The organism is Micromonospora sp. CPCC 205739, assembly GCF_036906795.1.
Lineage (GTDB): Bacteria > Actinomycetota > Actinomycetes > Mycobacteriales > Micromonosporaceae > Micromonospora.
Genome location: NZ_JBAKHS010000010.1, coordinates 113,744 through 136,464, shown reverse-complemented (window position 1 = coordinate 136,464; position 22,721 = coordinate 113,744). Strand labels below are relative to the sequence as shown.

Sequence of the window (22,721 nt, the reverse complement as noted above, 5' to 3'; positions counted from 1 at the left end):
TGCCGTCCGGGCGCTCCGGCCGGTCGGCCGAGCGGGCCCGGGCCGGCGGCCCGGGCGCCCCGGGGTCAGGCCGTACGGGCGGTCAGCGGCCGGACGTCCCAGACCCAGACGTCCAGCTCCCGCTTGGCGGGGCCGACCAACTGCTCGACGGTGCGCCGCAGCGGCTCGGCGTGCTGCTGGCGGACCGGCAGCACCATGATCGCCGCGTCCCAGTGGCGCAGCTCGTCCAGGCAGCGGCGGCGCTGCCGGTCGTTGAGCTTGGGGGTGCGCCCGGTGGTGGCGACCTCGTCGAGCAGCTCGCCGATGCCGCTGGGCCGGCCGCCGAAGCGACCCGGGTCACCGGTGTTGCCGTTGCGCGGGGCGAGGAAGTAGCCGCCGGGGATCTTGAAGTCGAGGTTGGTGGAGGCGGCCCAGCGCATGCCGTGCGTGTTGCCCATGCTCGGCACGGGCACCGGCACCAGGGTCTGGTCCGGGCCGACGTACTGCCGCCAGCGGTCGGCGGTGATGAAGGTCGGCACCGGCGGGCGGGAGGTCACCTTCAGCGGCATCGGCACGATCGGCAGCAGCGCGAGCACCAGGGCGGCGACGGTGACCGTCTTGGCGTGCCGCCACTCGGCGCCGCGCAGCGTCCAGGCCCGCTGCACGGCCAGCGCCAGCAGCATGCCGATCACCACGCTGGTGATCAGGGCGAACCGGGTCGGCACCACCGCGTCGAGCAGCGGCAGCCGGACCAGCAGGTCCCACGGGCCGGTGAAGAGGTTCCGGTCCCACCAGGACACCCGCTCCCCGAGGGAGAGCACGGCGAAGAAGAACCCGGTCGCGGCGAGCGCCCGGACCAGCACCTCGCGCCGCAGCCAGACCACGATGCCGACGGCGAGCAGCGACAGGCTCCAGCCGAAGAAGGCGTTCTCCTCGGAGTAGTTCGGCGCCAGGTTCACGTTCGCCCGCTCGTGGCCGCCGAAGGTCGGCGAGCCGGGGGCGAAGAAGGCGGCGATGTCGTTGCCGTAGTCGCGGACCGCGTCGCTGAGCCCGTGGTACGCCATCGGCCCGGCGAACTGGATGTAGAGCGGGTACGCCAGCAGCGACCCCGCCAGCACCGTGCACACCGGCAGGCCCTTGGCCAGGGGCCGCCAGGCCACCGACCACAGCGCCGGCCGCTGCACCACCATCGCGGTCAGGAAGACGCCGCAGGCCAGCGCGGTGAAGAGCAGGATCTCCTCGTTGATGAACGCCTGCGCGGTGACCAGCAGGGCCAGCAACGCGCCGTCGCGCACCGGCCGGGTGGAGCGGGTCAGCACCATCACCCGCCAGACGATGAACGGCAGCAGGAACTGGGAGATGATGTTCGGGTGCCAGTTGGCGTGCGACAGCATCGCCGGTGAGAACCCGCAGAACCAGGCGCCGACCGCGGCGGCCAGCCGTCGGCGGACCAGGTGCCGGGAGAACACGTGGTACCAGGCGGCGGCGGTGCCGGAGAGGCCGAGGGTGACCAGCACCACGAACGACACGGCGGGTCCGAAGAGCAGGGTGACCGGCACCATCGGGATGCCCAGCGCCAGCACGGCCGTGTTGGCCATCAGGTTGACGCCGTCGGGGTAGTTGAACTGGTCGGTGAAGAACGGGAACTCCCCGTGCAGCACCACCCGCACCGAGTGGGCGAGGAAGAACTGCACCTGCGCCGGGTCGCTGCTGTAGAGCGAGGCGACCCGACCGGCCGGGTCGACCCAGATCTGGCTGGTCACCCAGAGCGCGACGAGCAGGAAGATCCCGTAGACGGTGAGGTCCTTGCGCCGGGACGTCCAGCGCCACCGCCACCGCGCGGGCGCCGCCGCGCCGTCGCGGTCCGCCGTCGCCGGCCGCTTGTCGGGTACGGCCCGCGTCGGCGCGTCCACGGTCGCCGCCCGGTCGACCGGCGCGTCGGCAGCCGGCGCCTGTTCGGCCGGCGGATCGAGGACAGGGGGCGCGGTCACGGTCGCCGTGGCGCCGCGGACGGAGCCCCCGGCGGCGTCGGGGTCCGGTGCGGAGGCGCCACGGGGCTCGACAGACGTCACAGTCGGCGGAGTCTACCGGAGCCGGAGAATAGCCCGAAATCGCAGTTGCTGTCCCTTGTGGCCGTCGGACACGGCCGCGAGGTGCTCCGCGACCGTTGCGTACCATGTGGGCTTCCGGCAACGACGGCGAGGCGATCGGGAGGCGTACAGGTGGCTTCAGTCCGCCGCCGCGGCACGACGGCCACCGCACTGCTCACCATGGTGCTGGCCGTGACCGCCTGTGGCCCGGTCGCCGACCGGGCGACCCGCGAGCTGCGGGTCGGCTACGACAGCCTGGACGGCACGCTGCCGGTCTGGCCGCCGCGCGGCTCGCTCGCCGGTGACGCCGCCGCGACGCGGGCGGTGACCGACGCGGTACGCGCCTGGCGCTCGCCGATCGACGACCGCGCCCACCTGCCGTCCTCGGGCATCCTCTTCTCCGGCGAGGTCGACGGCACCCGGCTGGCCCTGGTCGCCGCCGACGTGCCCGGCGAGGGCGCGTCCTGGCTGCTCCAGCTCACCGGCGACGGCGACCGCTACACCGTGACCCGGGCCAGCGAGTACACCGACCCCGGTTACCTCGCCTACGCCGACATCCTGCCGGTGCAGCTCGCCGAGGGCCGTCGCTACCTCACCTCAGGCCGGGTGGAGCGCCTGCTCGGGCCGGACGGCCGGGCGCTGGTGCGCACCGACGGGCTGAGCCGCCCGGTCGCCGTGCCGGCCTGCGCGGCCGTGCCGGTCACCGCGACGCTGCGGGCCACCGAGTCCCTGCCGCGGGGTCGCGCCGCCGAGCGCCTGCTCGACCTCGGCACCGCCACCGCCGACCCCCGCTACCCGCTGGTCCGGGACGAGACCGGCTCGGGCCGGCGGGCCCTGGACGGGCTGGACACCTGCGTGCTCGCCGACGAGCGGGGTCCCTTCGGCAGCATGCCGCGCCGCATCGGTGACCGGGACGCGCCCCGCTCGACGCCCGAGTCGTGGCCGATGGAGAAGGTGACGGTCCGCGCGATCGGCGAGATGGCGCTGGGCGGCGGCGACCCGGGCGACCTGGAGCAGCTGACCTGGGAGACGGACGCCGGCACGATGACGGCGGTGGTCTACCGCCCCGCCGACGGCGGCGCCCCGGTGGTCTCCCCGGCCGACCGGTCCAACCCCCTGCAGACGTACGTGCTGCCGGTGCCCGGGCAGCCGCTGGTGGTGCTGACCTGGCGGGGCAACCGCGACGCCTCGCTCTCGACGCCGCCGGGCACGCCCCGGCTGGTGGACCGCCCCGGCCTGGCGGTGGTGCCGATGCCGGCCGCGAAGCAGACCTTCAGCCTGGCCGGCGCGGAGAAGACCTACTACCGCTCCGTCGGCGGCCGCTGACCCATCCGGCTCCACATCTCCCGACCGCAAAGCCGGGCGGGAGCGGTCGGGACCGCGGCGGACCTCCACCTCCTGTGGAGCTGATGTCGTCAACGACTCAGCGCCGAGCCTGCCCCTGCGCGGGGCGTCGCCGACTCGTCCACGGCATCAGCTCGACAGGACGCCGGAGGCACCCTGCCGGCTCCCGGGGCGCCACCGGTACCCGGACGCGCCGACGGGCGGCCCCGGGCACCGGGACCGCCCGTCGGCGGGGTCCTGTCTCTAGTTGGAGCTGGCCTCGCTGGCCCGCAGCCGGACCGGCTCCACCGACTGCGCGTCCAGCCCGGAGATCCAGCCGATGACGTCGCGCGCCACGTCCTGCGCGGTGAGCCCCAGGTCGCCGAGGATCTGCGCGCGGGTGCCGTGCGGGTGCCAGTCGGCGGGCACGCCGAGGTCGCGCAGCGGCACCCGGACGTCGGCGTCCCGCATCGCCTGGGCGAGCGCGTCACCGACACCGCCGACCCGCACGCCGTCCTCGACGGTGACCACGAGCCGGTGCCCGGCGGCCAGCTCGACCAGCTCGGCCGGGACCGGACGCACCCAGCGCGGGTCGACCACGGTCACGCCGTAGCCCTGCTCGGCGAGGCGGGCGGCGACCTCCATGCCCAGCTGGCCGAAGGAGCCGACCGCGACCAGCAGCACGTCCGTACGCGCCGACTCGGCCAGCACGTCGACGCTGCCGACCCGGCGGACGGCCGGCAGGTCGGCGGCGACGGTGCCGGTCGGGAAGCGGACGATGGTCGGGCCGTCGTCGACGGCGACCGCCTCGCGCAGCTCCTCGCGGAGGCTGCCGGCGTCCCGGGGCGCGGCGATGCGCAGCCCGGGCACCACACCGAAGACGGACATGTCCCAGATGCCGTAGTGGCTCGGCCCGTCGGGGCCGGTGATGCCGGCCCGGTCCAGCACGAAGGTCACCGGCAGCTTGTGCATCGCCACGTCCAGCAGGACCTGGTCGAAGGCGCGGTTGAGGAAGGTGGCGTAGACCGCCACCACCGGGTGCAGCCCGCCCATCGCCAGGCCGGCGGCCGAGGTGGCGGCGTGCTGCTCGGCGATGCCGACGTCGTACACCCGCTCGGGGTGCTTGCGGGCCAGGGTGGCGATGCCGGTGGGCTCCGCCATGGCGGCGGTGATGCCCACCACGTCGGGCCGCTCGTCGGCGATCGCCACCAGCTCGTCGGCGAAGACCTGGGTCCACTTGACCGACGGGGCGGCGAGCAGCTTGCCGGTCTCGGCGTCGAAGGCGCCCGGGCCGTGCAGGCAGTCCGCCTCGTCCTCCTCCGCCGGGCGGTAGCCGTAGCCCTTGCGGGTGACCGCGTGCACGATCACCGGGCCGCCGAAGTTCTTCGCGGCGCGCAGCGACGACTCGATCGCGGCGATGTCGTGCCCGTCGACCGGGCCGACGTACTTGATGCCGAGGTCCTCGAACATCGCCTGCGGGGCGACCGCGTCCTTGATGCCCTTCTTGACCGCGTGCAGCACCTCGTACATCGGCTTGCCGACCAGCGGGGTGGAGCCGAGGGCGTCCTTGACGGTGTCGAGGACCTTCTCGTAGCTGGGGTTGAGCCGCAGCGAGGAGAGGTGGTCGGCGAGACCGCCGATGGTCGGCGAGTACGACCGGCCGTTGTCGTTGACCACGATGACGAGCGGGTTGCCGGAGGTGGCGATGTTGTTCAGCGCCTCCCAGCACATGCCGCCGGTGAGCGCGCCGTCGCCGACGACCGCGACCACGCTGCGCTGCTCGCCGCGCAGGGCGTACGCCTTGGCCAGCCCGTCGGCGTACGACAGGGCGGTGGAGGCGTGCGAGTTCTCGATCAGGTCGTGCTCGCTCTCGGCCTGGCTGGGGTAGCCGGAGAGCCCACCGCGCTGGCGCAGCTTGTCGAAGCCGTCCTGCCGGCCGGTGACGATCTTGTGCACGTAGGCCTGGTGGCCGGTGTCGAACAGGAGCCGGTCGCGGGGAGAGTCGAAGACCCGGTGCATCGCCAGGGTGAGCTCCACCACGCCCAGGTTGGGGCCGACGTGCCCGCCGGTGCGGGAGACCTTGGCGATCAGGAAGTCACGGATCTCGGCGGCGAGGATGTCCAGCTGCTCGGCGGTCATCCGCTTGACGTCCTGCGGACCGCGGACGGCGCCCAGCAGCCGACCGTGGTTGGCCGTGCCCTCTTCAACACTCATGACGACAGAGTCTATCGGCCGTCCCCCAGGGCGCAGCTCGGCCGTGGATCATCCCAGCCGGCTCCCAGGTTCACCGGTCGACGACCAACCGGCGCGGCGGCGCGGGCGGGATCGCGCCGTGCGCCGGCCCGGCCGGCGTCCAGGAGCCCAGCACGGCCGGGCGCCGGGCGCCGGTGACCGAGGGGATCGCCCCTGGCAGCCCGTGCCAGGAGAGCCAGCCGAGCAGGGCGAACGCGTACGCCTCCTTGGCCTGCGCCGGCACGCCGAGCTCGTCGGTGGTGCGCAGCCGCCAGCGCCCCGCGCCGAGGGCGGCCAGCCGGCCCAGCAGTGTGGGGTTGCGCACTCCCCCGCCGGCGGCGATCACCTCGCCGACCCGGTGCCGGTCGCAGGCGGCGGCCACCGTCCGGGCGGTCAGCTCGGTCAGCGTGGCGAGCACGTCGTCCGGGGCCACCGGCTCCCCCAGCGCGGCCAGCCGCTCGTCCAGGTAGCCGGCGTGGAAGAGCTCCTTGCCGGTGGACTTGGGCGGCGGCGCGGCGTAGTAGGGCTCGGCGAGCAGCGCGTCCAGCAGCCCGGCGTGCACCCGGCCGGCCGCCGCGCGGGCACCGTCGAGGTCGCAGGGGCGGCCGAGGAGGCGTCGAGCCGCCGCGTCGAGCAGCGCGTTGGCCGGGCCGACGTCGTACCCGAGGACCGGCTCGCCCGGGGTCACCACGGTGAGGTTGGCGATGCCGCCCAGGTTGAGCGCCGCGCGCGGCCCGGCGGCCGGGTCGAGCAGCAGCGCGTCGAAGGCCGGGACCAGCGGCGCGCCCTGCCCGCCGGCGGCGACGTCCGCCGCGCGCAGGTCCGACAGCACGGGTACGCCGACCCGCGCGGCCACCCGGGCCGGCGCGCCGAGCTGGAGGGTGCCCCGGGTGGTGCCCCCGTCGACCCAGTGGAAGACGGTCTGGCCGGGCGAGACCACCAGGTCGGCCCGCCCGCCGGCCAGCTCGACGCCGAGCGCGGCGGCGGTGGCGAAGACCTCGCCGAGGGCGTTGTCCAGCCGGCAGACCGCCTCGATCGTGGTGGCCGCCGGCGGCAGCAGCGCGCCGATCGACTCGCGCAGGGCGTCGTCGTAGTCCAGCCCGCGGTGCCCCAGCGGACGCATCCGCAGGGTGTCGCCGTCGGCGGTGAACTCGGCGGCGACCACGTCCACCCCGTCGTACGAGGTGCCGGACATCAACCCGACGATCTTCATCGGGTCAGGCTAGTCACCCGGCGGGCGGTAGGAACAACCCCACGCACTCGACGTGCTGGGTCATCGGGAACAGGTCGTACCCGCGCAGCGCGGCGAGCCGCCAGCCGAGCCCGGTGAAGGTGCGCACGTCCCGGGCGAAGGCGGCCGGGTCGCAGGCCACGTACGCGACCGCGCGCGGCCCGGCGGCGACCACGTCGCGCACCACGGGCGCGCCCGCACCGGAGCGGGGCGGGTCGAGCACCACCAGGTCGACCGGGCCGGTGATCCGGCGGCGGGCCAGCGCGGTCTCCACCCGGGCGGCGACCACCTCCACCCGGGGCAGGTCGGCCAGGTTCTCCCGGGCGGCGGCGACCCCCTGCGCGGAGGACTCGACCAGGGTGATCCGGGCCTGCGGGCCGACCCGGCCGGCGAGGGCGGCGGCGAAGAGCCCGGCCCCGCCGTACAGGTCCCAGGCGGACTCGCCGGGACGCGGGTCGAGCAGCTCCAGCACCGCCCCGACCAGGGTGTCGGCGGCGGCCGGGTGCACCTGCCAGAACCCGGCGGCGGGCAGGGTCCAGTCCCGGCCGGCGGCCACCTCGCGGACGGTCTCCGGACCGCTGACCGCGGTGGCCACCCCCTCGGTGATCGTGGCGACGCTGACGTCCCCGCCGGTGGAGGCGATGGTCTCGACCGCCTCGGCGTCCGGCCAGCGCGCGCCGGACGGGGTGAGCACCGGCAGCTCCTGGATCGCCGGGTGGGCGATCAGGCAGCGCTCGATCGGGACCACCTCGTGCGAGCGGTGCTTGAGCAGCCCGGCCCGGCCGGCGGCGTCGACGGCGTACCGGACCCGGGTGCGCCAGCCCAACTGTCCGCCGGGCAGCGCCTCGACGGTCACGCCGAGCGCGTCCACCTCACCCGCGCTGAGCCCGCCCAGGCGGGTGAGCTGCTCGCGCACCACGGCGGTCTTCCAGGCCAGCTGGGCGGCGGGCGCGACGTGTTGCACGTCGCAGCCGCCGCAGCGGCCCGGCTTGGCGTACGGGCAGGGCTGCTCGACCCGGTCCGGGGAGGCGGTGAGGATCTCGACCGCGTCGGCGCGGGCGAAGCCCTTGTGCAGCTCGGTCACCTCGGCCACCACCCGCTCGCCGGGCAGCGCGTGCCGGACGAAGACCACCTGGCCGTCGACCCGGGCCACGCAGTGCCCGCCGGGGGCGACCGCGCCGACGGTCAGCTCGACCCGTTCGGCCTCCTCCAGCCCACGTCGCTCCCCCGCGTCCGGCACGCCGCCGGTCTCGTCGTCCACGGCGCTCATGGGCGGTCACCTCCGGTCGGGCCGCTCTCGGCGGGCGGCGTGGAGACCACCGGCGGCACGCTCGGCGGCAGGGTGCTGCGCGGGGCCACCCGGGGCCCCCGGGCGGGCGTGCGGCTGAGCGTGGCGTCGAGCCGGTCCAGGTTCTTGCTGGCGGTCGACGCGAGCTGCCACGGCACGCTGGTCACCATCACGCCCGGCTCGAAGAGCAGCCGCCCCTTGAGCCGCAGCGCGCTCTGGTTGTGCAGCAGATTCTCCCACCAGCGGCCGACGACGTACTCGGGGATGAAGACGGTGACCACGTCGCGGGGCGACTCCCGGCGGGTGTTGGCCACGAAGTTGAGGATCGGCCGGGTGATCTCCCGGTACGGCGAGTCCACCACGGTGAGCGGGACGGGCATCTCGCGCCGCTGCCACTCCGCCTGGAGCTGCCGGGTGTCCTTCTCGTCGACGTTCACCGTCACGGCGGTGAGCGTGTCCGGCCGGGTCGCCCGGGCGTACGCGATGGCCCGCAGGGTCGGCTGATGCAGCTTGCTGACCAGGACGATCGCGTGGTTGCGGGCGGGCAGCACGCCCCGGGCCTCGGTCGGTTCCAGCTCCTCGGCCACCCGGTCGTAGTGCCGGCGGATGGCGAGCATCAGCAGGTAGATCACGGCCATCGCGGCGATCGCGATCCACGCGCCGAGCAGGAACTTGGTGAGCAGCACGATGACCAGGACGGTGCCGGTCATCGCCATGCCGAAGGTGTTGATCGCCCGGGACCGGACCATCCGCTGCCGCCGCTCCGGGTCCCGCTCGGTGCGCAGGTGCCGGTTCCAGTGCCGGATCATGCCGGCCTGGGAGAGCGTGAAGGAGACGAACACCCCGACGATGTAGAGCTGGATGAGCTTGGTGACCTCGGCCTGGAAGCCGACGATCAGCACGATGGCGAAGACGGCGAGGAAGACAATGCCGTTGGAGAAGGCCAGCCGGTCGCCCCGGGTGTGCAGCTGGCGGGGCAGGTAGCGGTCCTGGGCCAGGATCGAGCCGAGCACCGGGAAGCCGTTGAAGGCGGTGTTGGCGGCCAGGAAGAGGATCAGGGCGGTCGCCCCGGCGACCACGTAGAGCAGCACCGAACCGGAGCCGAAGACCGTCTCGCCGAGCTGGGTGGTGACCGTCTTCTGCACGTAGCCCTCGGGGCCGGAGAGGATCTGCAGCTCCGGGTCCTCGACGAACTGCAGGCCGGTCAGCCGGGCCAGCCAGATGATGCCCACCAGCATGGTGACCGCGATGGTGCCGAGCAGCAGCAGGGTGGTGGCCGCGTTGCGGCTCTTGGGTGACTTGAACGCGGGCACGCCGTTGGAGATGGCCTCCACGCCGGTGAGGGCGGCGCAGCCCGAGGAGAAGGTGCGCAGCAGCAGGAAGATCAGGGCGAAACCAGTCACGCTGTGCTCGGCCTGGATCACCAGGTCGGCGCTGGGCGCGCGCAGATCGTCGCCGAGGACGAAGACTCGCACCAGGCCGGTGAGGATCATCCCGACGATCACGATGATGAAGCCGTAGGTGGGGATCGCGAAGGCCCGGCCCGACTCGCGCAGGCCGCGCAGGTTCATCGCGGTCAGCACCACCACCGCGATGACCGCGATCAGCACCTTGTGGGTGGCCACGAAGGGCACCACCGAGCCGAGGTTGGCCACCCCGGAGGAGACCGACACCGCGACGGTGAGCACGTAGTCGACGAGCAGGGCGCTGGCCACCGCCACCCCGGCCCGGGGCCCCAGGTTGACCGTGGCCACCTCGTAGTCCCCGCCCCCCGACGGGTAGGCGTGCACGTTCTGCCGGTAGCTGGCCACCACGGTGAGCATCACCACGACGACGGCGAGCGCGATCCACGGGGAGAAGAGGTACGCCGACGCCCCGGCGATGGAGAGCGTCAGCAGGATCTCGTCGGGGGCGTACGCGACGCTGGAGAGGGCGTCGGAGGCGAAGACCGGCAGGGCGATGCGCTTGGGCAGCAGGGTCTGCTGGAGCCGATCGGACCGGAACGGTCGACCCAGGAGGAGTCGCTTCAGCAGCGAGGTGGGACTGGCCACAAGCGCTAAGGGTACGACCACCGCGGCGCCGGCTGCCGGGGGTGCCTGATCACCATCGGAGCGCCCCCGCGGGGTACGGTCGTCCCCCGTCGGCACGGCGGACGTGGCACGCTCGCAGAGGACGCCGCCGTCCGCCCCGGGCGGCACCTTTGGGAGGGACACCGTGCATGTCGTGATCATGGGCTGTGGCCGGGTCGGCTCGACCCTCGCCCACAGCCTGGAGGCCCGGGGCCACTCGGTGGCGGTGATCGACCAGGACGCCGACGCGTTCCGCCGCCTCGGCCCCGACTTCGCCGGCATCACCGTCACCGGCGCCGGCTTCGACGGCGAGGTGCTGCGCCAGGCCGGCATCGAACGCGCGGACGCCTTCGCCGCCGTGTCCAGCGGCGACAACTCCAACATCATCTCGGCTCGGCTGGCCCGCGAGACGTTCGGCGTCTCCCGCGTCGCCGCCCGGATCTACGACCAGCGCCGGGCGCAGGTCTACGAACGACTCGGCATCCCCACCGTGGCCACCGTCCGGTGGACCGCCGACCGGATGCTGCGGCACCTGGTCCCCGAGGGCAACGTCGAGATCTTCCGGGACCCCACCAGCACCGTCTCGATCGTCGAGGTGCCGGTGCACAAGGAGTGGATCGGGCGGCCGCTGCACCAGCTGGAGCAGGCGGCCGGGGCGCGGGTGGCGTACCTCACCCGCTTCGGCATCGGCACGCTGCCCACCACCTCCACCGTCGTGCAGGAGGGTGACCAGCTCTACGTGCTGGTCACCGACGACATCGTCGCCTCGGTCACCACGGTGGCCGCGACGCCGCCCGAAGGAGGGCTCTGAGCATGCGGATCGCCATCGCCGGCGCCGGCAACGTGGGCCGCTCGATCGCCCAGGAGCTGATCGACAACGGCCACCAGGTGATGCTGATCGAGCGCCAGCCCCGGATGCTGCGCCCGGACCGGGTGCCCGCCGCCGACTGGGTGCTGGCCGACGCGTGCGAGCTGACCAGCCTGGAGGAGGCCAACGTCGCCGGCTGCGACGTGGTGGTCGCGGCGACCGGTGACGACAAGGTCAACCTGGTGGTCTCGCTGCTGGCCAAGACCGAGTTCGCGGTGCCCCGGGTGGTCGCCCGGGTCAACCGGGCCGAGAACGAGTGGCTCTTCACCGAGCAGTGGGGCGTCGACGTGGCGGTCAGCAAGCCGCGGGTGATGGCCGCGCTGGTCGAGGAGGCGGTCACCGTCGGCGACCTGGTCCGGCTGATGACCTTTCGGCAGGGCGAGGCGAACCTGGTGGAGATCACCCTGCCGCCGACCGCGCCCTACGTCGGCCAGCCGATCCACGCGGTGCCGATCCCCCGGGACGCCGCGCTGGTGGCGATCCTGCGCGGCAAGCGGGTGCTGGTGCCCAGCCCGGACGACCCGATCGAGGCCGGCGACGAGCTGATCTTCGTCTGCACCGCCGAGGTGGAGGACCAGGTGCGCGCGGTGATCCTCGGCCCGGACAGCGTCGAGCGGACCCGCGGCGGCGGGAGCTGAGCCGCCGCGGCACGCCGGACCGGCCGCGCCCCGGGCGGCCGGGGTCAGGCGCCGGAGAGCGGCTGCGGCGCGCCCTGCCGGGTCACCCGGCGGACCGTCCAGACCGTGATCAGCAGCAGCAGCGCGTACGGCGGGTAGCCCAGCGCGAGCCGGGCCACGCCCAGCGCGGTGTCCTGGTGGGCGAGGTAGAGCCCGGCCTGCACCCCGACCTTGGCCAGCCAGACCACGCCCCAGAGCACGGTGAGCTGGGTGAAGGTGCGGACCAGCCGGGGGTCGTCGCGCCACTCGGAGCGCCCCTTGGCGACCAGCACCGACCAGATCCAGCCGACCAGCGGCTGGCGGATCGCCGCCGAGATCAGCAGGGCCACCCCGTAGGCGATGCCGTAGAGGATGCCGGGGAGGTAGAAGTCGCGCTCGTCGCCGGTGCGCCAGGCGATGAAGGCGCCGATGGCGATGCCGAAGAATCCGTTGACCGCGTGCCGGACCGGACGCCGCTGGATCAGCCGTGCCCCGGCGATCAGCACCGCCACCCCGACCGAGGCGATCACGGCCGGCCGCAGCTCGCCCACGATGTTGGCGAGCACGAAGACCACCACGGGGATGCTGGACTCGACCAGCCCCCGCCAGCCGCCGAGCTGTTCGGCCATCTGCTCGGCGAGGCTGGGCAGCGGCTCCTCGTCCTCTGGGGGCGTCTGCGGCGCGGCGGCCGGGTGCTGTCCCGTCGTCACTTCGGCGACTCCAGCTCGTAGTACGGGTTGTAGATGACCTTGCGGTCGTCGCGGACCGCCACCCGGCCGCGGGCGGTGACGTGCCGGCCGGGCTCGATGCCGGCGATGTGCCGCCGACCCAGCCAGACCAGGGTCACCACGTCGCTGCCGTCGTAGAGGTCGGCCTCCAGGGTGGGCAGGTTGGTCCGCGGGGTGTAGACCACGGTGCGCAGCCGGCCGGCGACCGAGACCACCTGCCCGCGCGTGCACTGCCGGGCCGGCACCCCGCCGCACTCGGCGCTCTCCCGTTGCAGCTCCTGCGCCTCGATCTCGGCCTCGCTCGCGGTGAGCCGCTGCAGGATGCGCCGCAGCGACACCCGGCCCTCGTCGGTCGTCATGACCTCCGCGCCACCCTCTCCACGCTGACCGGCAGGCGCCGGCACTGGCCCGGCCCGGTCGATCCCGGCTCCGTCCCGCCAGCGTACGCCGAACCCGCCCACCGGACCGGTCCGGCGTCCGCCGCGACGGCGGGCGGGCTCGCCCGGGCCGACGGAGCAGGCCACGACGGCCGCACACGACACCGGGCCCGGCTCCGTCGGTGGACGGTGCCGGGCCCGGGTGCGCAGCGTTGTGGAGCCGGTCAGGCCTCGCGCGGGGCGGGCGCCGGAGCGCCGGCTTCACCCTCCGCGGCCTGATCGCCGACCTCGCGGGGCAGCCGCAGCGGCAGCGGCTCGCGGACCGGCTTCGCCTCCTGCCCCCGGTCCACGACCAGGCCGTCCAGGCACTCCGCCAGCGGCCCGGCCGCGGCCGGGTCGGTGGCGGCGGCACCCTGGTAGACGCCACGGACCATCCAGCGCGGCCCGTCGATGCCGACGAAGCGCAGGTCGGTCAGGCCGTCCGGGGTGCGGACCCGGGCGTGCAGCTCGGTGCCGTACTCGCCCTCGACCTCCTGGGCGGCGGCGCCGTCGGCGAAGAGGGACTGGCGGATCTCCTCGCGCACCTCGTCCCAGATGCCCTCGGACCTGGGTGCGGCGAAGACCCCGAGCTGGAGCGCGTTCTCCCCGTGCACCAGCACGACCTGCTGGATCACCCCCTGCGGGTCGGCCTGCACCCGCACCTCGACGCCGGGCACCGCCGGGATGTGCAGGCTGCCCAGGTCGAGGCGCTGCACGTCGTCCGGGGCCTCCGAGCTGTCGTACGGACCGCGCGACGGGCCCGTCGGCTCGGTGTCGTACGAGTCGAGGACCTCGGCGGCCCGCTCGTCACGGGCACCCCGCCCGCCGTCGGCCCGCTTCCGGCTGAAGATCACTGCGCCCACCCTCCGCTGTTCGCACTCACCCTGCCACCTCTTCCGTCTGCCCGCCCGCCCGCTCGGGATCTTCCCGTCGACCGGTTGCGGGCGGCGGCACCAGACCGGCGTGTCCGCCGGTCGAGCCGTGCCCACCGGCCCCGCGCCGCGACCCGGGCAGCTCGGCCACCGGCTGGAAATCCACCCGCTCCACCCGCTGGACAACGAGCTGCGCGATGCGATCGCCACGGGAGATCTTCGCGGGCGTGTCCCGATCATGGTTGATCAGGTTGACCAGGATCTCACCCCGGTAGCCGGCGTCGACCGTACCGGGCGCGTTGAGCACCGTCACGCCGAGCCTGGCGGCCAGGCCGGAGCGCGGGTGCACCAGGCCGACGTACCCCTCCGGCAGCGCCAGCGCCACCCCGGTCGGGACCAGTGCCCGGCCGCCGGGGGGCAGCTCGACGTCCGCGGCGGCCACCAGGTCGGCGCCGGCGTCACCGGGATGGGCGTACGCGGGCAGCGGCAGCTCCGGGTCGAGCTGCCGCACGGGCACGGGTACGACGTGGGTCACGATGCTCCTCTTCCGTCGGGTTCGCGGGGTGGCCCTGCCATCCTGCCGGGTCGGACGGCCACCGCGCGCCGTACCCTCGCAGGTGTGAGCGTGTCGCCTTCCCCGTCGTCCCCGGCCCCGCGCACCGCGGCGGCCGCGGAGCACTCCGAACGGCTGACTCTGCCCTGGTGGCTCTGGGTGGTCGGGCTGGCCGTGTCCGGCCTGCTCGCCGCCGAGCTGTGGATGGGCGCGCCCGGGTTGCGGGCCTGGCTGCCCTTCGTGGTGCTGCCGCCGGCGACCGTGGCCGGGCTGTGGTGGCTGGGCCGGGTGCGGGTGGCCGTCCGCGACGGCGAGCTGTTCGTGGACGACGCCCACCTGCCGGTGCGGTACGTGGCGGACGTGGTGCCGTTGGACGCGGCCGGGCGGCGCGAGGTCCTCGGCGTGGGCGCCGACCCGCTCGCCTTCGTGGTGCAGCGACCCTGGATCGCCGGCGCGGTGCAGGTGGTGCTGGACGACCCGGCCGACCCGACCCCGTTCTGGGTGGTGAGCACCCGGCACCCGGTCGAGCTGGCCCGCGCGATCATGGCCGCCCGCGAGGCGGCCTGAGGCTCAGGGCAGGGCCCGCCGCCCGCCGGGCAGCGTCGCGCCCTGCCGGCGCAGGTCCCGGCGCAGCTCGTCGGCGAGGGCCCTGGTGGCCCGTCGGTTGAGGTAGCTGGCCACGGCCGCGCCGGTGAGGAACGGGCCGAGCGTGGTCAGGTTGCGCCCGAACCGCTTGAGCAGGGTGTCCCGCAGCTCCTTGCGGGCCGCGGTGCCGAGCACCGCGCCGACGCCCACCCCGGGCATCATCGGATTGATCCCCCGCTGGCTGGCCCAGGACTGCACCAGGGCGATCGCCCGCTGGCTGCCGCTGGTGGGCAGCGGCACGTGGTAGACCTCGTGCAGCTCGCCGATCAGCTTCAGCTCGATCGCCACCACGGCGACCGTCTCGGCGGCCAGCAGCACGGGCGCCGAGAGCAGGGTCGGCGGGGCCACCCACTCCACGGCGGCGACGCCGCCGCCGGCCGCACCCACCCCGGCGGTGGCCCGGGAGGCGTTGCGGACGAGGCGCTCGGCCAGCGCCTCGTCGTCGAGCCCGGGGAAGTGCCGGCGCAGCGTGGCCAGGTCCCGGACCGGTACGTGCGGCGCCACGTCGGCGACCGTGTCGGTCATCCAGCGCAGCGCGGCCTTCGGCTTGAACAGGTCGGCCAGCCCGCGGGTGCGGGCCTGCCCGACCAGCCGGATGAGCAGTTGCCGGCGGCGGGCCGGCTCGATGTCGTCGGCGGTCAGCGCCGCGACGGTGGCGCCGAGCTCCGCACCGGCCCGATCGGCCGGGTCGGGCGTGCCGGCCCCCACGGACGGCGTGCCCTCGGTGGCGCCGGTCTCCGAACGCGTCGTGGCCGCCGGCGCTGCCGGGGCCCCCGCCCCGGCGCCGGGCGATCCGGCCGCCGGCCCCTGTGCCGGCCCGCCGGCCCGCTCGTCGCGTTCACTCATGCGCCCGACCTCCCGTCAGCGTGGTGCCGCCCGTTACGAGTCAAGCAGCTCCCCGCCGCCCCCGCACGGCAGCTCGGGCAGCGGCGGCCCCGTCGTGGAGGCCGCCGCCGATGTGCGGGTCGGGGTCAGACGCACTCGCGGCAGATCAGCTCGCCGTTGCGCTCCACCGCCAGCTGGCTCCGGTGGTGGACCAGGAAGCAGCGGCCGCAACGGAACTCGTCCTGCTGCATCGGCAGGACCTTGACGGTCAGCTCCTCGTCGGCCAGGTCGGCGCCGGGCAGCTCGAAGCTCTCGGCCACCTCGGCCTCGTCGACGTCCACGGCGCCCGACTGTGAGTCGACCCGCCGGGCCTTGAGCTCTTCCAGGCTGTCCTCGCCGAGGTCGACCTCGTCGCGACGCGGGGCGTCGTAGTCGGTGGCCATCGGTTCACTCTCCCATATCGATATTGTCGCTTCCGGTTGTAACGCCGGACGACGCTGTTTCGGTTCCCACTGGCCGGCCACCTTTCTGTCGGTCACCCGACCGAAGGCCGTTTGGGCCGAGGGCCGCCAGGGGCCTACCCCAGCGAGCGCGGAACCTTACCCCCCTCGGGCGAGGCATGTATACCGCCCTCGTGGCCAAGATGTACGCCCCAGCACCCCGAGTTGTTCCCAATGTGACTCAGGCGACACGAAGATAGGGGTAGTAGTACCCGCTTCTCGGATGGCGCGCCGGTATGTCGGGCTGTTTCCACGCGACGGTCGGACAACCGTTAACCTCAGCGGCGTACTCGACGGCCGGCGGGGCGGCCCGACCGCCGGTGCCCGCCGCCACCCACCACTGTCCGGGGAGCACCCTGATGAGCTTTGCGCGAGTGCGAGCACTCGTTGTCGTCGGTCTGCTGGCGGTCGTCGCCCTGGTCTTCGTCGTCGTCGCCCTGGTGCGGGACACGCAGGGCGAGGCGGGCGCGGCCGGCGGTTGCCCCGAGGGCTGGCCGCTCGCCGACACCAGGCTGCGCGAGCCGAAGGACGTGAAGATCAACGTCTACAACGCCACCGACCAGATCGGCCTCGCCGGCAACATCGCCGACGACTTCCGCAACCGGAAGTTCCAGGTCAAGAAGGAGGGCAACGCGAAGAAGGGCATCGACGACGTCGCGGTGCTGCGCTTCGGGCCGAAGGGCGTCGGCTCCGCCCACCTGCTGCGGGCCTACTTCCTGAACAACGCCGAGCGGGACTACGACCCGAACCGCAAGGACGACGTGGTCGACGTGGTCCTCGGCAACGGCTTCCAGCAGCTGGCCACCACCACCGAGGTGAACCAGTCCCTGGGCGACCTGGGCGCACCCCAGGCGCCGACCGGCTCCTGCCCCATGCCGGTCGAGAAGTGACCGCCCCGCCGGCCGGGCCGGCGGGCAGACCGGACTGATGTGACCGAAACGGCGGTGTCCCCCGGGACACCGCCGTTTCGCTGTCGCCGAACGGACCGGCCCGCGTCGGCCAGGTCCGGACGTTCAGGAGTCGCCGAAGCCCAAGGCCGGCGTGGGCCCGGCCGGGCGGTCAGGGGCCCCCGGAGGCGTCCAGGTCGGCGAGCCGGTCGTGCAGCGGTGCGTACAGCGCCGGCGGCGCGGCGATCACCAGGTCCGGGCCGGCAGGCAGGCCGCGCAGGCCGGAGACCCGCAGCCCCGCCTCGGCGGCGACCAGGCCGCCGGCGGCCAGGTCCCAGGCGGCCAGCCCCTTCTCGTAGTAGGCGTCCACCCGCCCCTCGGCGGCCAGGCAGAGGTCCAGCGCGGCGGCGCCGAGCCGGCGGATGTCGCGCACGTGCGGGATCAGCTCGGCCACCACCCGGGCCTGGTGCGAGCGGCGCGCCGGGTCGTAGCCGAATCCGGTGGCGACCAGCGCCTGCCCCAGGTCCGCCTCGGTGGAGCAGCTCAGCCGCCGGCCGTCGCGCCAGGCGCCGCCGCCCGCGGTGGCGGTCCACTCCTCGCCGGTGAACACGTTGCGCACCACCCCGGCGACCACCTCGCCGTCGACCTCCGCGGCCAGCGACACCGCGCAGTACGGCAGCCCGTAGAGGTAGTTGACGGTGCCGTCGATCGGGTCGACGATCCACCGCACCCCGTTCGCCGTCCCGCCGGCCCCCGCGCCGTACTCCTCGCCGAGGACCGCGTCGTCGGGGCGTACCCGGTGCAGCGCGTCGAGGACCTGGCGCTCGACGGCGCGGTCCGCGGCGGTGACCACGTCCGTGACGGTGCTCTTGGTCGCGGCGACCGAGACCCCCTCGGCGCGCATCCGGTGCGCGGTGGCCGCGGCCTGCCGGGCGACATCGATCGCGATGGTGAGCAGTTCGGCCGGCGCCGGCGCCGAACGAGTCATGGTTTGTCCCCTTCCCGCACGATCGGGACGTCCCGCCGTGCGCGCAGGTATCATCCTTACAAAGTCCACATCTGCGCCGAATCGGCGGTCCCCGCCGCCGGTACGCCGTGCGCCGCAGGATGATCGCCGCAGACGGCGTTACAATTCACCCTGCCCACGCGCCACGGACCGCCGCCGGACGGCCGGCCCGGGACACGGGGGTCCCTCAACGACATCGTCCGGCACGGTCGCCCCACGCTGCGCCGGACGACCCGGCCGTGCTCGCTCTTCGCCTCCGGAAGGTCATTCGTGACAGAACCCCGCCAGACCGGCGCCGACGTTCGCTCGCTCACCGACACCCTGATCGCCCACGCGCAGAGCGCCGGTGGTCAGTTGACGTCGGCCCAGCTCGCGCGCACCGTCGAGTCCGCTGAGGTGACCCCGGCCCAGGCCAAGAAGATCCTGCGGGCGCTCTCCGAGGCGGGGGTGACCGTGGTCGTCGACGGCTCGGCCAGCACCCGTCGCCGGGTCGCCGCCGCCCGGTCCGCCACCCCGGCCTCCCGCGCCACCACCGCCAAGACCACCAAGAAGGCCGCCGCGCCCGCCCCCAAGCAGGCGCCCGCTGCGGACGAGGCCCCGGCGCCCGCCCCGCGCAAGGCGGCCCCGCGCAAGGCCGCCACCACCGCCGAGGTGGCCGCCAAGGCCACCGCGCCGGCCGCCAAGGCGACCAAGTCCACCCGCGCCACCAAGGCGACGGTGGCCGCGGCCGGCAAGGCCACCAAGGCCACCGCCGGCAAGGCCAAGGGCGAGGGCGCCGAGGGCGAGATCGACCCCGAGGAGCTCGCGGCCGCGATCGAGGACGTGGTGGTCGAGGAGCCGGCCGAGCTGACCCAGGCCGCCGAGGCCGACGCGGCCAGCTCCGCCACGGACAACGACTTCGAGTGGGACGACGAGGAGTCCGAGGCGCTCAAGCAGGCGCGTCGCGACGCCGAGCTGACCGCCTCGGCCGACTCCGTCCGGGCGTACCTCAAGCAGATCGGCAAGGTCCCGCTGCTGAACGCGGAGCAGGAGGTGGAGCTCGCCAAGCGGATCGAGGCCGGGCTCTACGCCGCCGAGCGGCTGCGCGCGGCCGAGGAGGGTGAGGAGAAGCTCACCCGCGACATGCAGCGGGACCTGGGCTGGATCTCCCGCGACGGCGAGCGCGCCAAGAACCACCTGCTGGAGGCCAACCTCCGCCTGGTGGTCTCGCTGGCCAAGCGCTACACCGGGCGCGGCATGGCGTTCCTGGACCTGATCCAGGAAGGCAACCTGGGCCTGATCCGCGCGGTCGAGAAGTTCGACTACACCAAGGGCTACAAGTTCTCCACGTACGCCACCTGGTGGATCCGGCAGGCGATCACCCGGGCCATGGCCGACCAGGCCCGCACCATCCGCATCCCGGTGCACATGGTCGAGGTGATCAACAAGCTCGGGCGGATCCAGCGCGAGCTGCTCCAGGACCTGGGCCGCGAGCCCACCCCGGAGGAGCTGGCCAAGGAGATGGACATCACACCGGAGAAGGTGCTGGAGATCCAGCAGTACGCCCGGGAGCCCATCTCGCTGGACCAGACGATCGGCGACGAGGGCGACAGCCAGCTCGGTGACTTCATCGAGGACTCCGAGGCCGTCGTCGCGGTCGACGCCGTCTCCTTCTCGCTGCTGCAGGACCAGCTCCAGCAGGTGCTGCAGACGCTCTCCGAGCGCGAGGCGGGCGTGGTACGCCTGCGCTTCGGCCTGACCGACGGTCAGCCGCGCACCCTGGACGAGATCGGCCAGGTGTACGGGGTGACCCGGGAGCGGATCCGGCAGATCGAGTCCAAGACCATGTCCAAGCTGCGTCACCCGTCCCGTTCCCAGGTGCTCCGCGACTACCTGGACTGACCCCTGCACGTCAACCAGCCGTGTCGGTTTGATCACCAGCCGTAGAACACTCAAAGGTGATCGGTCGGTTGCCCGTTTGTGATCGTTGACGTGGCACCCTTGGCAGACGGCACACTGTCTCCCTGCCAGGTGTGACCTCGGTCGCCCGCGGGCACACAGGGAAGGCAGGGCCCGACGAGGGTGTTGCACGATGGGTGAGCAACGACCGAAGAGAGTGTTCATCGGTGACGACCAGAGGAGGAAGGCGATGACCCCGACCCTCACGCCGCCGCCCGAGACGGTGGCTCCCCCAGCCGCCGATGAACGGTGCGACCGCTGCAATGCTGCCGGCAAGCTCCGGATCACTCTGGCGGGTGGGAGCGAGCTGGTGTTCTGTGGGCACCACGCGAACAAGTACGCGGAGGATCTCGTGAAGATCACCGTGAAGTACGCGACGGACCCGGAGTTCAGCTGGCGTGGCGCCGATCTGATGGCGAACTGAATCCGCAACCACACAACGACGACATAGCCGGCCGGGAGCCCCAAGGGGCTCCCGGCCGGCTTCTTGTATGCCCCGCGCCCCGCGCACTTTCACGGAAAGCGTGGCCTCGACGCGCCGAATGGCCACGCTTTCTCAGAAACTGCGCGGGCTTCGGGGGCGGGGCGGGTGGGTGGGGTCAGAGGGTCTGGACGGTGGCGATCCGTTCTTCCAGTTGTTCGATCGTCGCCTGGGCGCTGGGGGGGCCGCCGCAGAGGCGGCGCAGCTCGGCGTGAATCTTGCCGTGGGGCTGACCGGTGCGGTGGTGCCGGGCCGCCACCAGGGCGTTCAGCTGGCGGCGCAGGGCCACCCGGCGCTGGGCGGCACTCAGTGGTGCGGCCGGCGCCGCCGGGGCCTCAGCGGCCGGCTCAGCGGTCCGCGTGGCCGCCCGCCGGCGCTGCGCGGCGAGCTGTTCGGCCTGCCGCTTGGTGAGCAGCATGGAGACCTGGTCGGCGGTGAGCAGACCGGGCAGGCCGAGGTACTCCTCCTCCTCCGGGGTGCCCGCCTGGGCGGCGGTGCCGAAGGACGCGCCGTCGAAGATGACCTGGTCCAGCTCGGCGGTGGCCGAGAGCGCGGTGAAGCGCTTCTCCAGCTCCCCGCTGGCCTGGTCGTCGCGTTGGGCGCGCTCCAGCAGGTCGTCGTCGAAGCCCTCGCGGTCCTTGGGCTTGCCGAGCACGTGGTCCCGCTCGGCCTCCATCTCGCTGGCCAGCCCGAGCAGGTGCGGCACGCTGGGCACGAAGACCGAGGCGGTCTCCCCGGGCCGGCGGGCCCGCACGAAACGGCCGATCGCCTGGGCGAAGTAGAGCGGGGTGCTGGCGCTGGTCGCGTAGACGCCGACCGCCAGCCGGGGGATGTCGACGCCCTCGGACACCATCCGCACCGCGACCAGCCAACGCTGCTCGGACGCCGCGAACGTCGCGATCCGGGCGGACGCCCCCACGTCGTCGGAGAGCACCACCGCGGCCTTCTCGCCGGTCACCTGCTCGATCAGCTTCGCGTACGAGCGGGCGTTCTGCTGGTCGCTGGCGATGACGAGACCGCCGGCGTCCGGCATGCCGGCGTTGCGCAGCACGGTCAGCCGCGCGTCGGCGGCCCGGAGCACCTGCGGCATCCAGTCCCCGGCCGGGTCCAGGGCGGTCCGCCAGGCCTGCGCGACCAGGTCCTGCGTCATCGGCTCGCCCAGCCGCGCCGCCAGCTCGTCACCGGCGTTGGTACGCCACCGGGTCTCCCCCGAGTACGCCAGGAAGAGCACCGGCCGGACGACGCCGTCGCGCAGCGCGTCGGAGTAGCCGTAGACCGAGTCGGCGCGGGAGCGCAGCAGCCCGTCGCCGCCGCGCTCGTAGCTGACGAACGGGATGGGGTTGTCGTCGGAGCGGAAGGGCGTACCGGTCAGCATCAGCCGGCGTACCGCGGGCTCGAAGGCGGCCTTGACCCCGTCGCCCCAGGAGCGGGAGTCGCCCGCGTGGTGGATCTCGTCGAGGATGACCAGCGTGCGCCGGGTCATGGTGCGCCGCCGGTGCACCTGCGGGGCCATGCCGACCTGCGCGTAGGTGACCACCGCGCCGTGGAAGTCGGCGGAGGAGTGCAGATCGGCGTTGCGGAACGCGGCGTCGAGCTGGATGCCGACCCGCGCGGCGGCGTTCGCCCACTGGGTCTTCAGGTGCTCGGTCGGGGCCACCACGGTGACCGCCTCGACGGTGCCGTCCACCAGCAGCTCGGCGGCGATCCGCAGGGCGAAGGTGGTCTTGCCGGCGCCGGGGGTGGCGACCGCGGTGAAGTCCTCGGTGCGGCGGCGCAGGTACTCCACCATCGCCTTGCGTTGCCAGGCGCGCAGGGGCGGGAACGTCTCGAGCGCCGGCAACCGGGCTGCCACGCCAAGCTCCTCTCCGACCGCACATGGCGGACCCCGGCCGAGGGCCACGGTACCGCCGCCCATGAAAACGCCTCCGCGCAGAAGATGCCGCGAAGGCCGACTCAGCATAACCAGCGCGGGCCGCTCGCCCCACTCGACGCCACGCTGGTCACATCCGCCACCCCCGCCCGCGCCCCGCCCGACCCCCTCTGCGGCGTGTCGGGGCGTCCCGGCCCGCCGACACCCCGACACGCCGCGAGGCGGGGCAAGGCGGGCCAGGCAGGCGTCGGGGAGGAGACGGCG

At 74.0% G+C, this 22,721-nt stretch carries 20 protein-coding genes; 7 read left to right on the top strand and 13 right to left on the bottom strand.

The features are described from left to right. Positions 1–65: 65 nt before the first annotated feature. Positions 66–1,892 carry a hypothetical protein gene (locus V6U88_RS17180; protein ID WP_334454338.1) on the bottom strand — a complete coding sequence of 609 codons (1,827 nt, stop codon included), beginning with the start codon at positions 1,890–1,892 and terminating at the stop codon, positions 66–68. A 309-nt stretch (positions 1,893–2,201) separates the two neighbouring features. Between V6U88_RS17180 and V6U88_RS17175 the strand changes: the two genes are divergently transcribed. Then, positions 2,202–3,395, top strand: coding sequence for a hypothetical protein (locus V6U88_RS17175; protein WP_334454193.1), 1,194 nt, complete (start codon positions 2,202–2,204; stop codon positions 3,393–3,395). A gap of 261 nt (positions 3,396–3,656) precedes the next feature. Here V6U88_RS17175 and dxs read toward each other — a convergent pair whose 3' ends face one another. The 4 genes from dxs to V6U88_RS17155 form a co-directional block, all read right to left on the bottom strand. After that, positions 3,657–5,606, bottom strand: coding sequence for a 1-deoxy-D-xylulose-5-phosphate synthase (gene dxs, locus V6U88_RS17170; RefSeq protein WP_334454192.1), 1,950 nt, complete (start codon positions 5,604–5,606; stop codon positions 3,657–3,659). A gap of 70 nt (positions 5,607–5,676) precedes the next feature. Next, positions 5,677–6,837 carry an anhydro-N-acetylmuramic acid kinase gene (locus V6U88_RS17165; RefSeq protein WP_334454191.1) on the bottom strand — a complete coding sequence of 387 codons (1,161 nt, stop codon included), beginning with the start codon at positions 6,835–6,837 and terminating at the stop codon, positions 5,677–5,679. 13 nt (positions 6,838–6,850) lie between these two features. Further along, positions 6,851–8,125, bottom strand: coding sequence for a class I SAM-dependent RNA methyltransferase (locus V6U88_RS17160; protein ID WP_334454190.1), 1,275 nt, complete (start codon positions 8,123–8,125; stop codon positions 6,851–6,853). After that, positions 8,122–10,194 carry an APC family permease gene (locus tag V6U88_RS17155; protein ID WP_334454189.1) on the bottom strand — a complete coding sequence of 691 codons (2,073 nt, stop codon included), beginning with the start codon at positions 10,192–10,194 and terminating at the stop codon, positions 8,122–8,124. The genes V6U88_RS17160 and V6U88_RS17155 overlap by 4 nt, the downstream gene beginning before the upstream one ends. Positions 10,195–10,357: 163 nt before the next feature. Here V6U88_RS17155 and V6U88_RS17150 point away from each other — a divergent pair, with 163 nt between their 5' ends. Together V6U88_RS17150 and V6U88_RS17145 are read left to right on the top strand one after the other, a co-directional pair. Then, on the top strand, positions 10,358–11,023 hold the full coding sequence (locus V6U88_RS17150) for a potassium channel family protein (protein ID WP_334454188.1): 666 nt from the start codon (positions 10,358–10,360) through the stop codon (positions 11,021–11,023). Between the two features lie 2 nt (positions 11,024–11,025). Next, a complete protein-coding gene (locus V6U88_RS17145) occupies positions 11,026–11,718 on the top strand; it encodes a potassium channel family protein (protein ID WP_334454187.1) in 693 nt (230 codons plus the stop codon). Between the two features lie 44 nt (positions 11,719–11,762). Here V6U88_RS17145 and V6U88_RS17140 read toward each other — a convergent pair whose 3' ends face one another. The 4 genes from V6U88_RS17140 to dut form a co-directional block, all read right to left on the bottom strand. After that, a complete protein-coding gene (locus tag V6U88_RS17140; protein WP_334454185.1) occupies positions 11,763–12,446 on the bottom strand; it encodes a DUF3159 domain-containing protein in 684 nt (227 codons plus the stop codon). Next, complete coding sequence (locus V6U88_RS17135) at positions 12,443–12,823, bottom strand: OB-fold nucleic acid binding domain-containing protein (RefSeq protein WP_334454184.1); 381 nt, start codon at positions 12,821–12,823, stop codon at positions 12,443–12,445. Before V6U88_RS17135 ends, V6U88_RS17140 begins: the two co-directional genes overlap by 4 nt. Positions 12,824–13,065: 242 nt before the next feature. Continuing rightward, positions 13,066–13,734, bottom strand: a complete 669-nt coding sequence (locus tag V6U88_RS17130; protein WP_334454183.1) for a DUF3710 domain-containing protein — start codon at positions 13,732–13,734, stop codon at positions 13,066–13,068. A 25-nt stretch (positions 13,735–13,759) separates the two neighbouring features. Continuing rightward, complete coding sequence (gene dut / locus V6U88_RS17125) at positions 13,760–14,287, bottom strand: dUTP diphosphatase (RefSeq protein ID WP_334454182.1); 528 nt, start codon at positions 14,285–14,287, stop codon at positions 13,760–13,762. A gap of 84 nt (positions 14,288–14,371) precedes the next feature. Between dut and V6U88_RS17120 the strand changes: the two genes are divergently transcribed. Continuing rightward, the gene (locus tag V6U88_RS17120; RefSeq protein ID WP_442934644.1) at positions 14,372–14,872 is read left to right on the top strand and encodes a DUF3093 domain-containing protein; all 501 of its coding nucleotides are present in this window, start codon (positions 14,372–14,374) and stop codon (positions 14,870–14,872) included. A 3-nt stretch (positions 14,873–14,875) separates the two neighbouring features. Here V6U88_RS17120 and V6U88_RS17115 read toward each other — a convergent pair whose 3' ends face one another. Together V6U88_RS17115 and V6U88_RS17110 are read right to left on the bottom strand one after the other, a co-directional pair. Further along, the gene (locus V6U88_RS17115; protein WP_334454181.1) at positions 14,876–15,796 is read right to left on the bottom strand and encodes a hypothetical protein; all 921 of its coding nucleotides are present in this window, start codon (positions 15,794–15,796) and stop codon (positions 14,876–14,878) included. Positions 15,797–15,921: 125 nt separating this feature from the next. Continuing rightward, the gene (locus V6U88_RS17110; protein WP_046565779.1) at positions 15,922–16,218 is read right to left on the bottom strand and encodes a DUF4193 domain-containing protein; all 297 of its coding nucleotides are present in this window, start codon (positions 16,216–16,218) and stop codon (positions 15,922–15,924) included. Between the two features lie 431 nt (positions 16,219–16,649). On the opposite strand from V6U88_RS17110, the gene V6U88_RS17105 reads away from it, so the two are divergent. Then, entirely contained in the window at positions 16,650–17,165 is a 516-nt protein-coding gene (locus V6U88_RS17105; protein ID WP_334454335.1) for a LytR C-terminal domain-containing protein, read from the top strand. Between the two features lie 169 nt (positions 17,166–17,334). On the opposite strand, the gene V6U88_RS17100 is transcribed toward V6U88_RS17105, so the two are convergent. Beyond that, positions 17,335–18,150 (bottom strand): inositol monophosphatase family protein, encoded by an 816-nt coding sequence (locus tag V6U88_RS17100; protein ID WP_334454174.1) that lies wholly within the window; start codon positions 18,148–18,150, stop codon positions 17,335–17,337. A gap of 288 nt (positions 18,151–18,438) precedes the next feature. Here V6U88_RS17100 and V6U88_RS17095 point away from each other — a divergent pair, with 288 nt between their 5' ends. After that, a complete protein-coding gene (locus V6U88_RS17095) occupies positions 18,439–20,049 on the top strand; it encodes an RNA polymerase sigma factor (RefSeq protein ID WP_334454172.1) in 1,611 nt (536 codons plus the stop codon). Positions 20,050–20,296: 247 nt separating this feature from the next. After that, positions 20,297–20,530, top strand: coding sequence for a DUF7455 domain-containing protein (locus tag V6U88_RS17090; protein WP_088964796.1), 234 nt, complete (start codon positions 20,297–20,299; stop codon positions 20,528–20,530). 175 nt (positions 20,531–20,705) lie between these two features. Here V6U88_RS17090 and V6U88_RS17085 read toward each other — a convergent pair whose 3' ends face one another. Beyond that, positions 20,706–22,439, bottom strand: coding sequence for a DEAD/DEAH box helicase (locus V6U88_RS17085; protein ID WP_334454170.1), 1,734 nt, complete (start codon positions 22,437–22,439; stop codon positions 20,706–20,708). Positions 22,440–22,721 lie beyond the last annotated feature (282 nt).

Bases quoted from the DNA above. Each gene is read 5' to 3' on its own strand.
- V6U88_RS17115 (WP_334454181.1), bottom strand. From the start codon at position 15,796: ATGAGTGAACGCGACGAGCGGGCCGGCGGGCCGGCACAGGGGCCGGCG.
- V6U88_RS17110 (WP_046565779.1), bottom strand. From the start codon at position 16,218: ATGGCCACCGACTACGACGCCCCGCGTCGCGACGAGGTCGACCTCGGC.
- V6U88_RS17160 (WP_334454190.1), bottom strand. From the start codon at position 8,125: ATGAGCGCCGTGGACGACGAGACCGGCGGCGTGCCGGACGCGGGGGAG.
- dxs (WP_334454192.1), bottom strand. From the start codon at position 5,606: ATGAGTGTTGAAGAGGGCACGGCCAACCACGGTCGGCTGCTGGGCGCC.
- V6U88_RS17090 (WP_088964796.1), top strand. From the start codon at position 20,297: ATGACCCCGACCCTCACGCCGCCGCCCGAGACGGTGGCTCCCCCAGCC.
- V6U88_RS17135 (WP_334454184.1), bottom strand. From the start codon at position 12,823: ATGACGACCGACGAGGGCCGGGTGTCGCTGCGGCGCATCCTGCAGCGG.
- V6U88_RS17100 (WP_334454174.1), bottom strand. From the start codon at position 18,150: ATGACTCGTTCGGCGCCGGCGCCGGCCGAACTGCTCACCATCGCGATC.
- V6U88_RS17145 (WP_334454187.1), top strand. From the start codon at position 11,026: ATGCGGATCGCCATCGCCGGCGCCGGCAACGTGGGCCGCTCGATCGCC.
- V6U88_RS17165 (WP_334454191.1), bottom strand. From the start codon at position 6,837: ATGAAGATCGTCGGGTTGATGTCCGGCACCTCGTACGACGGGGTGGAC.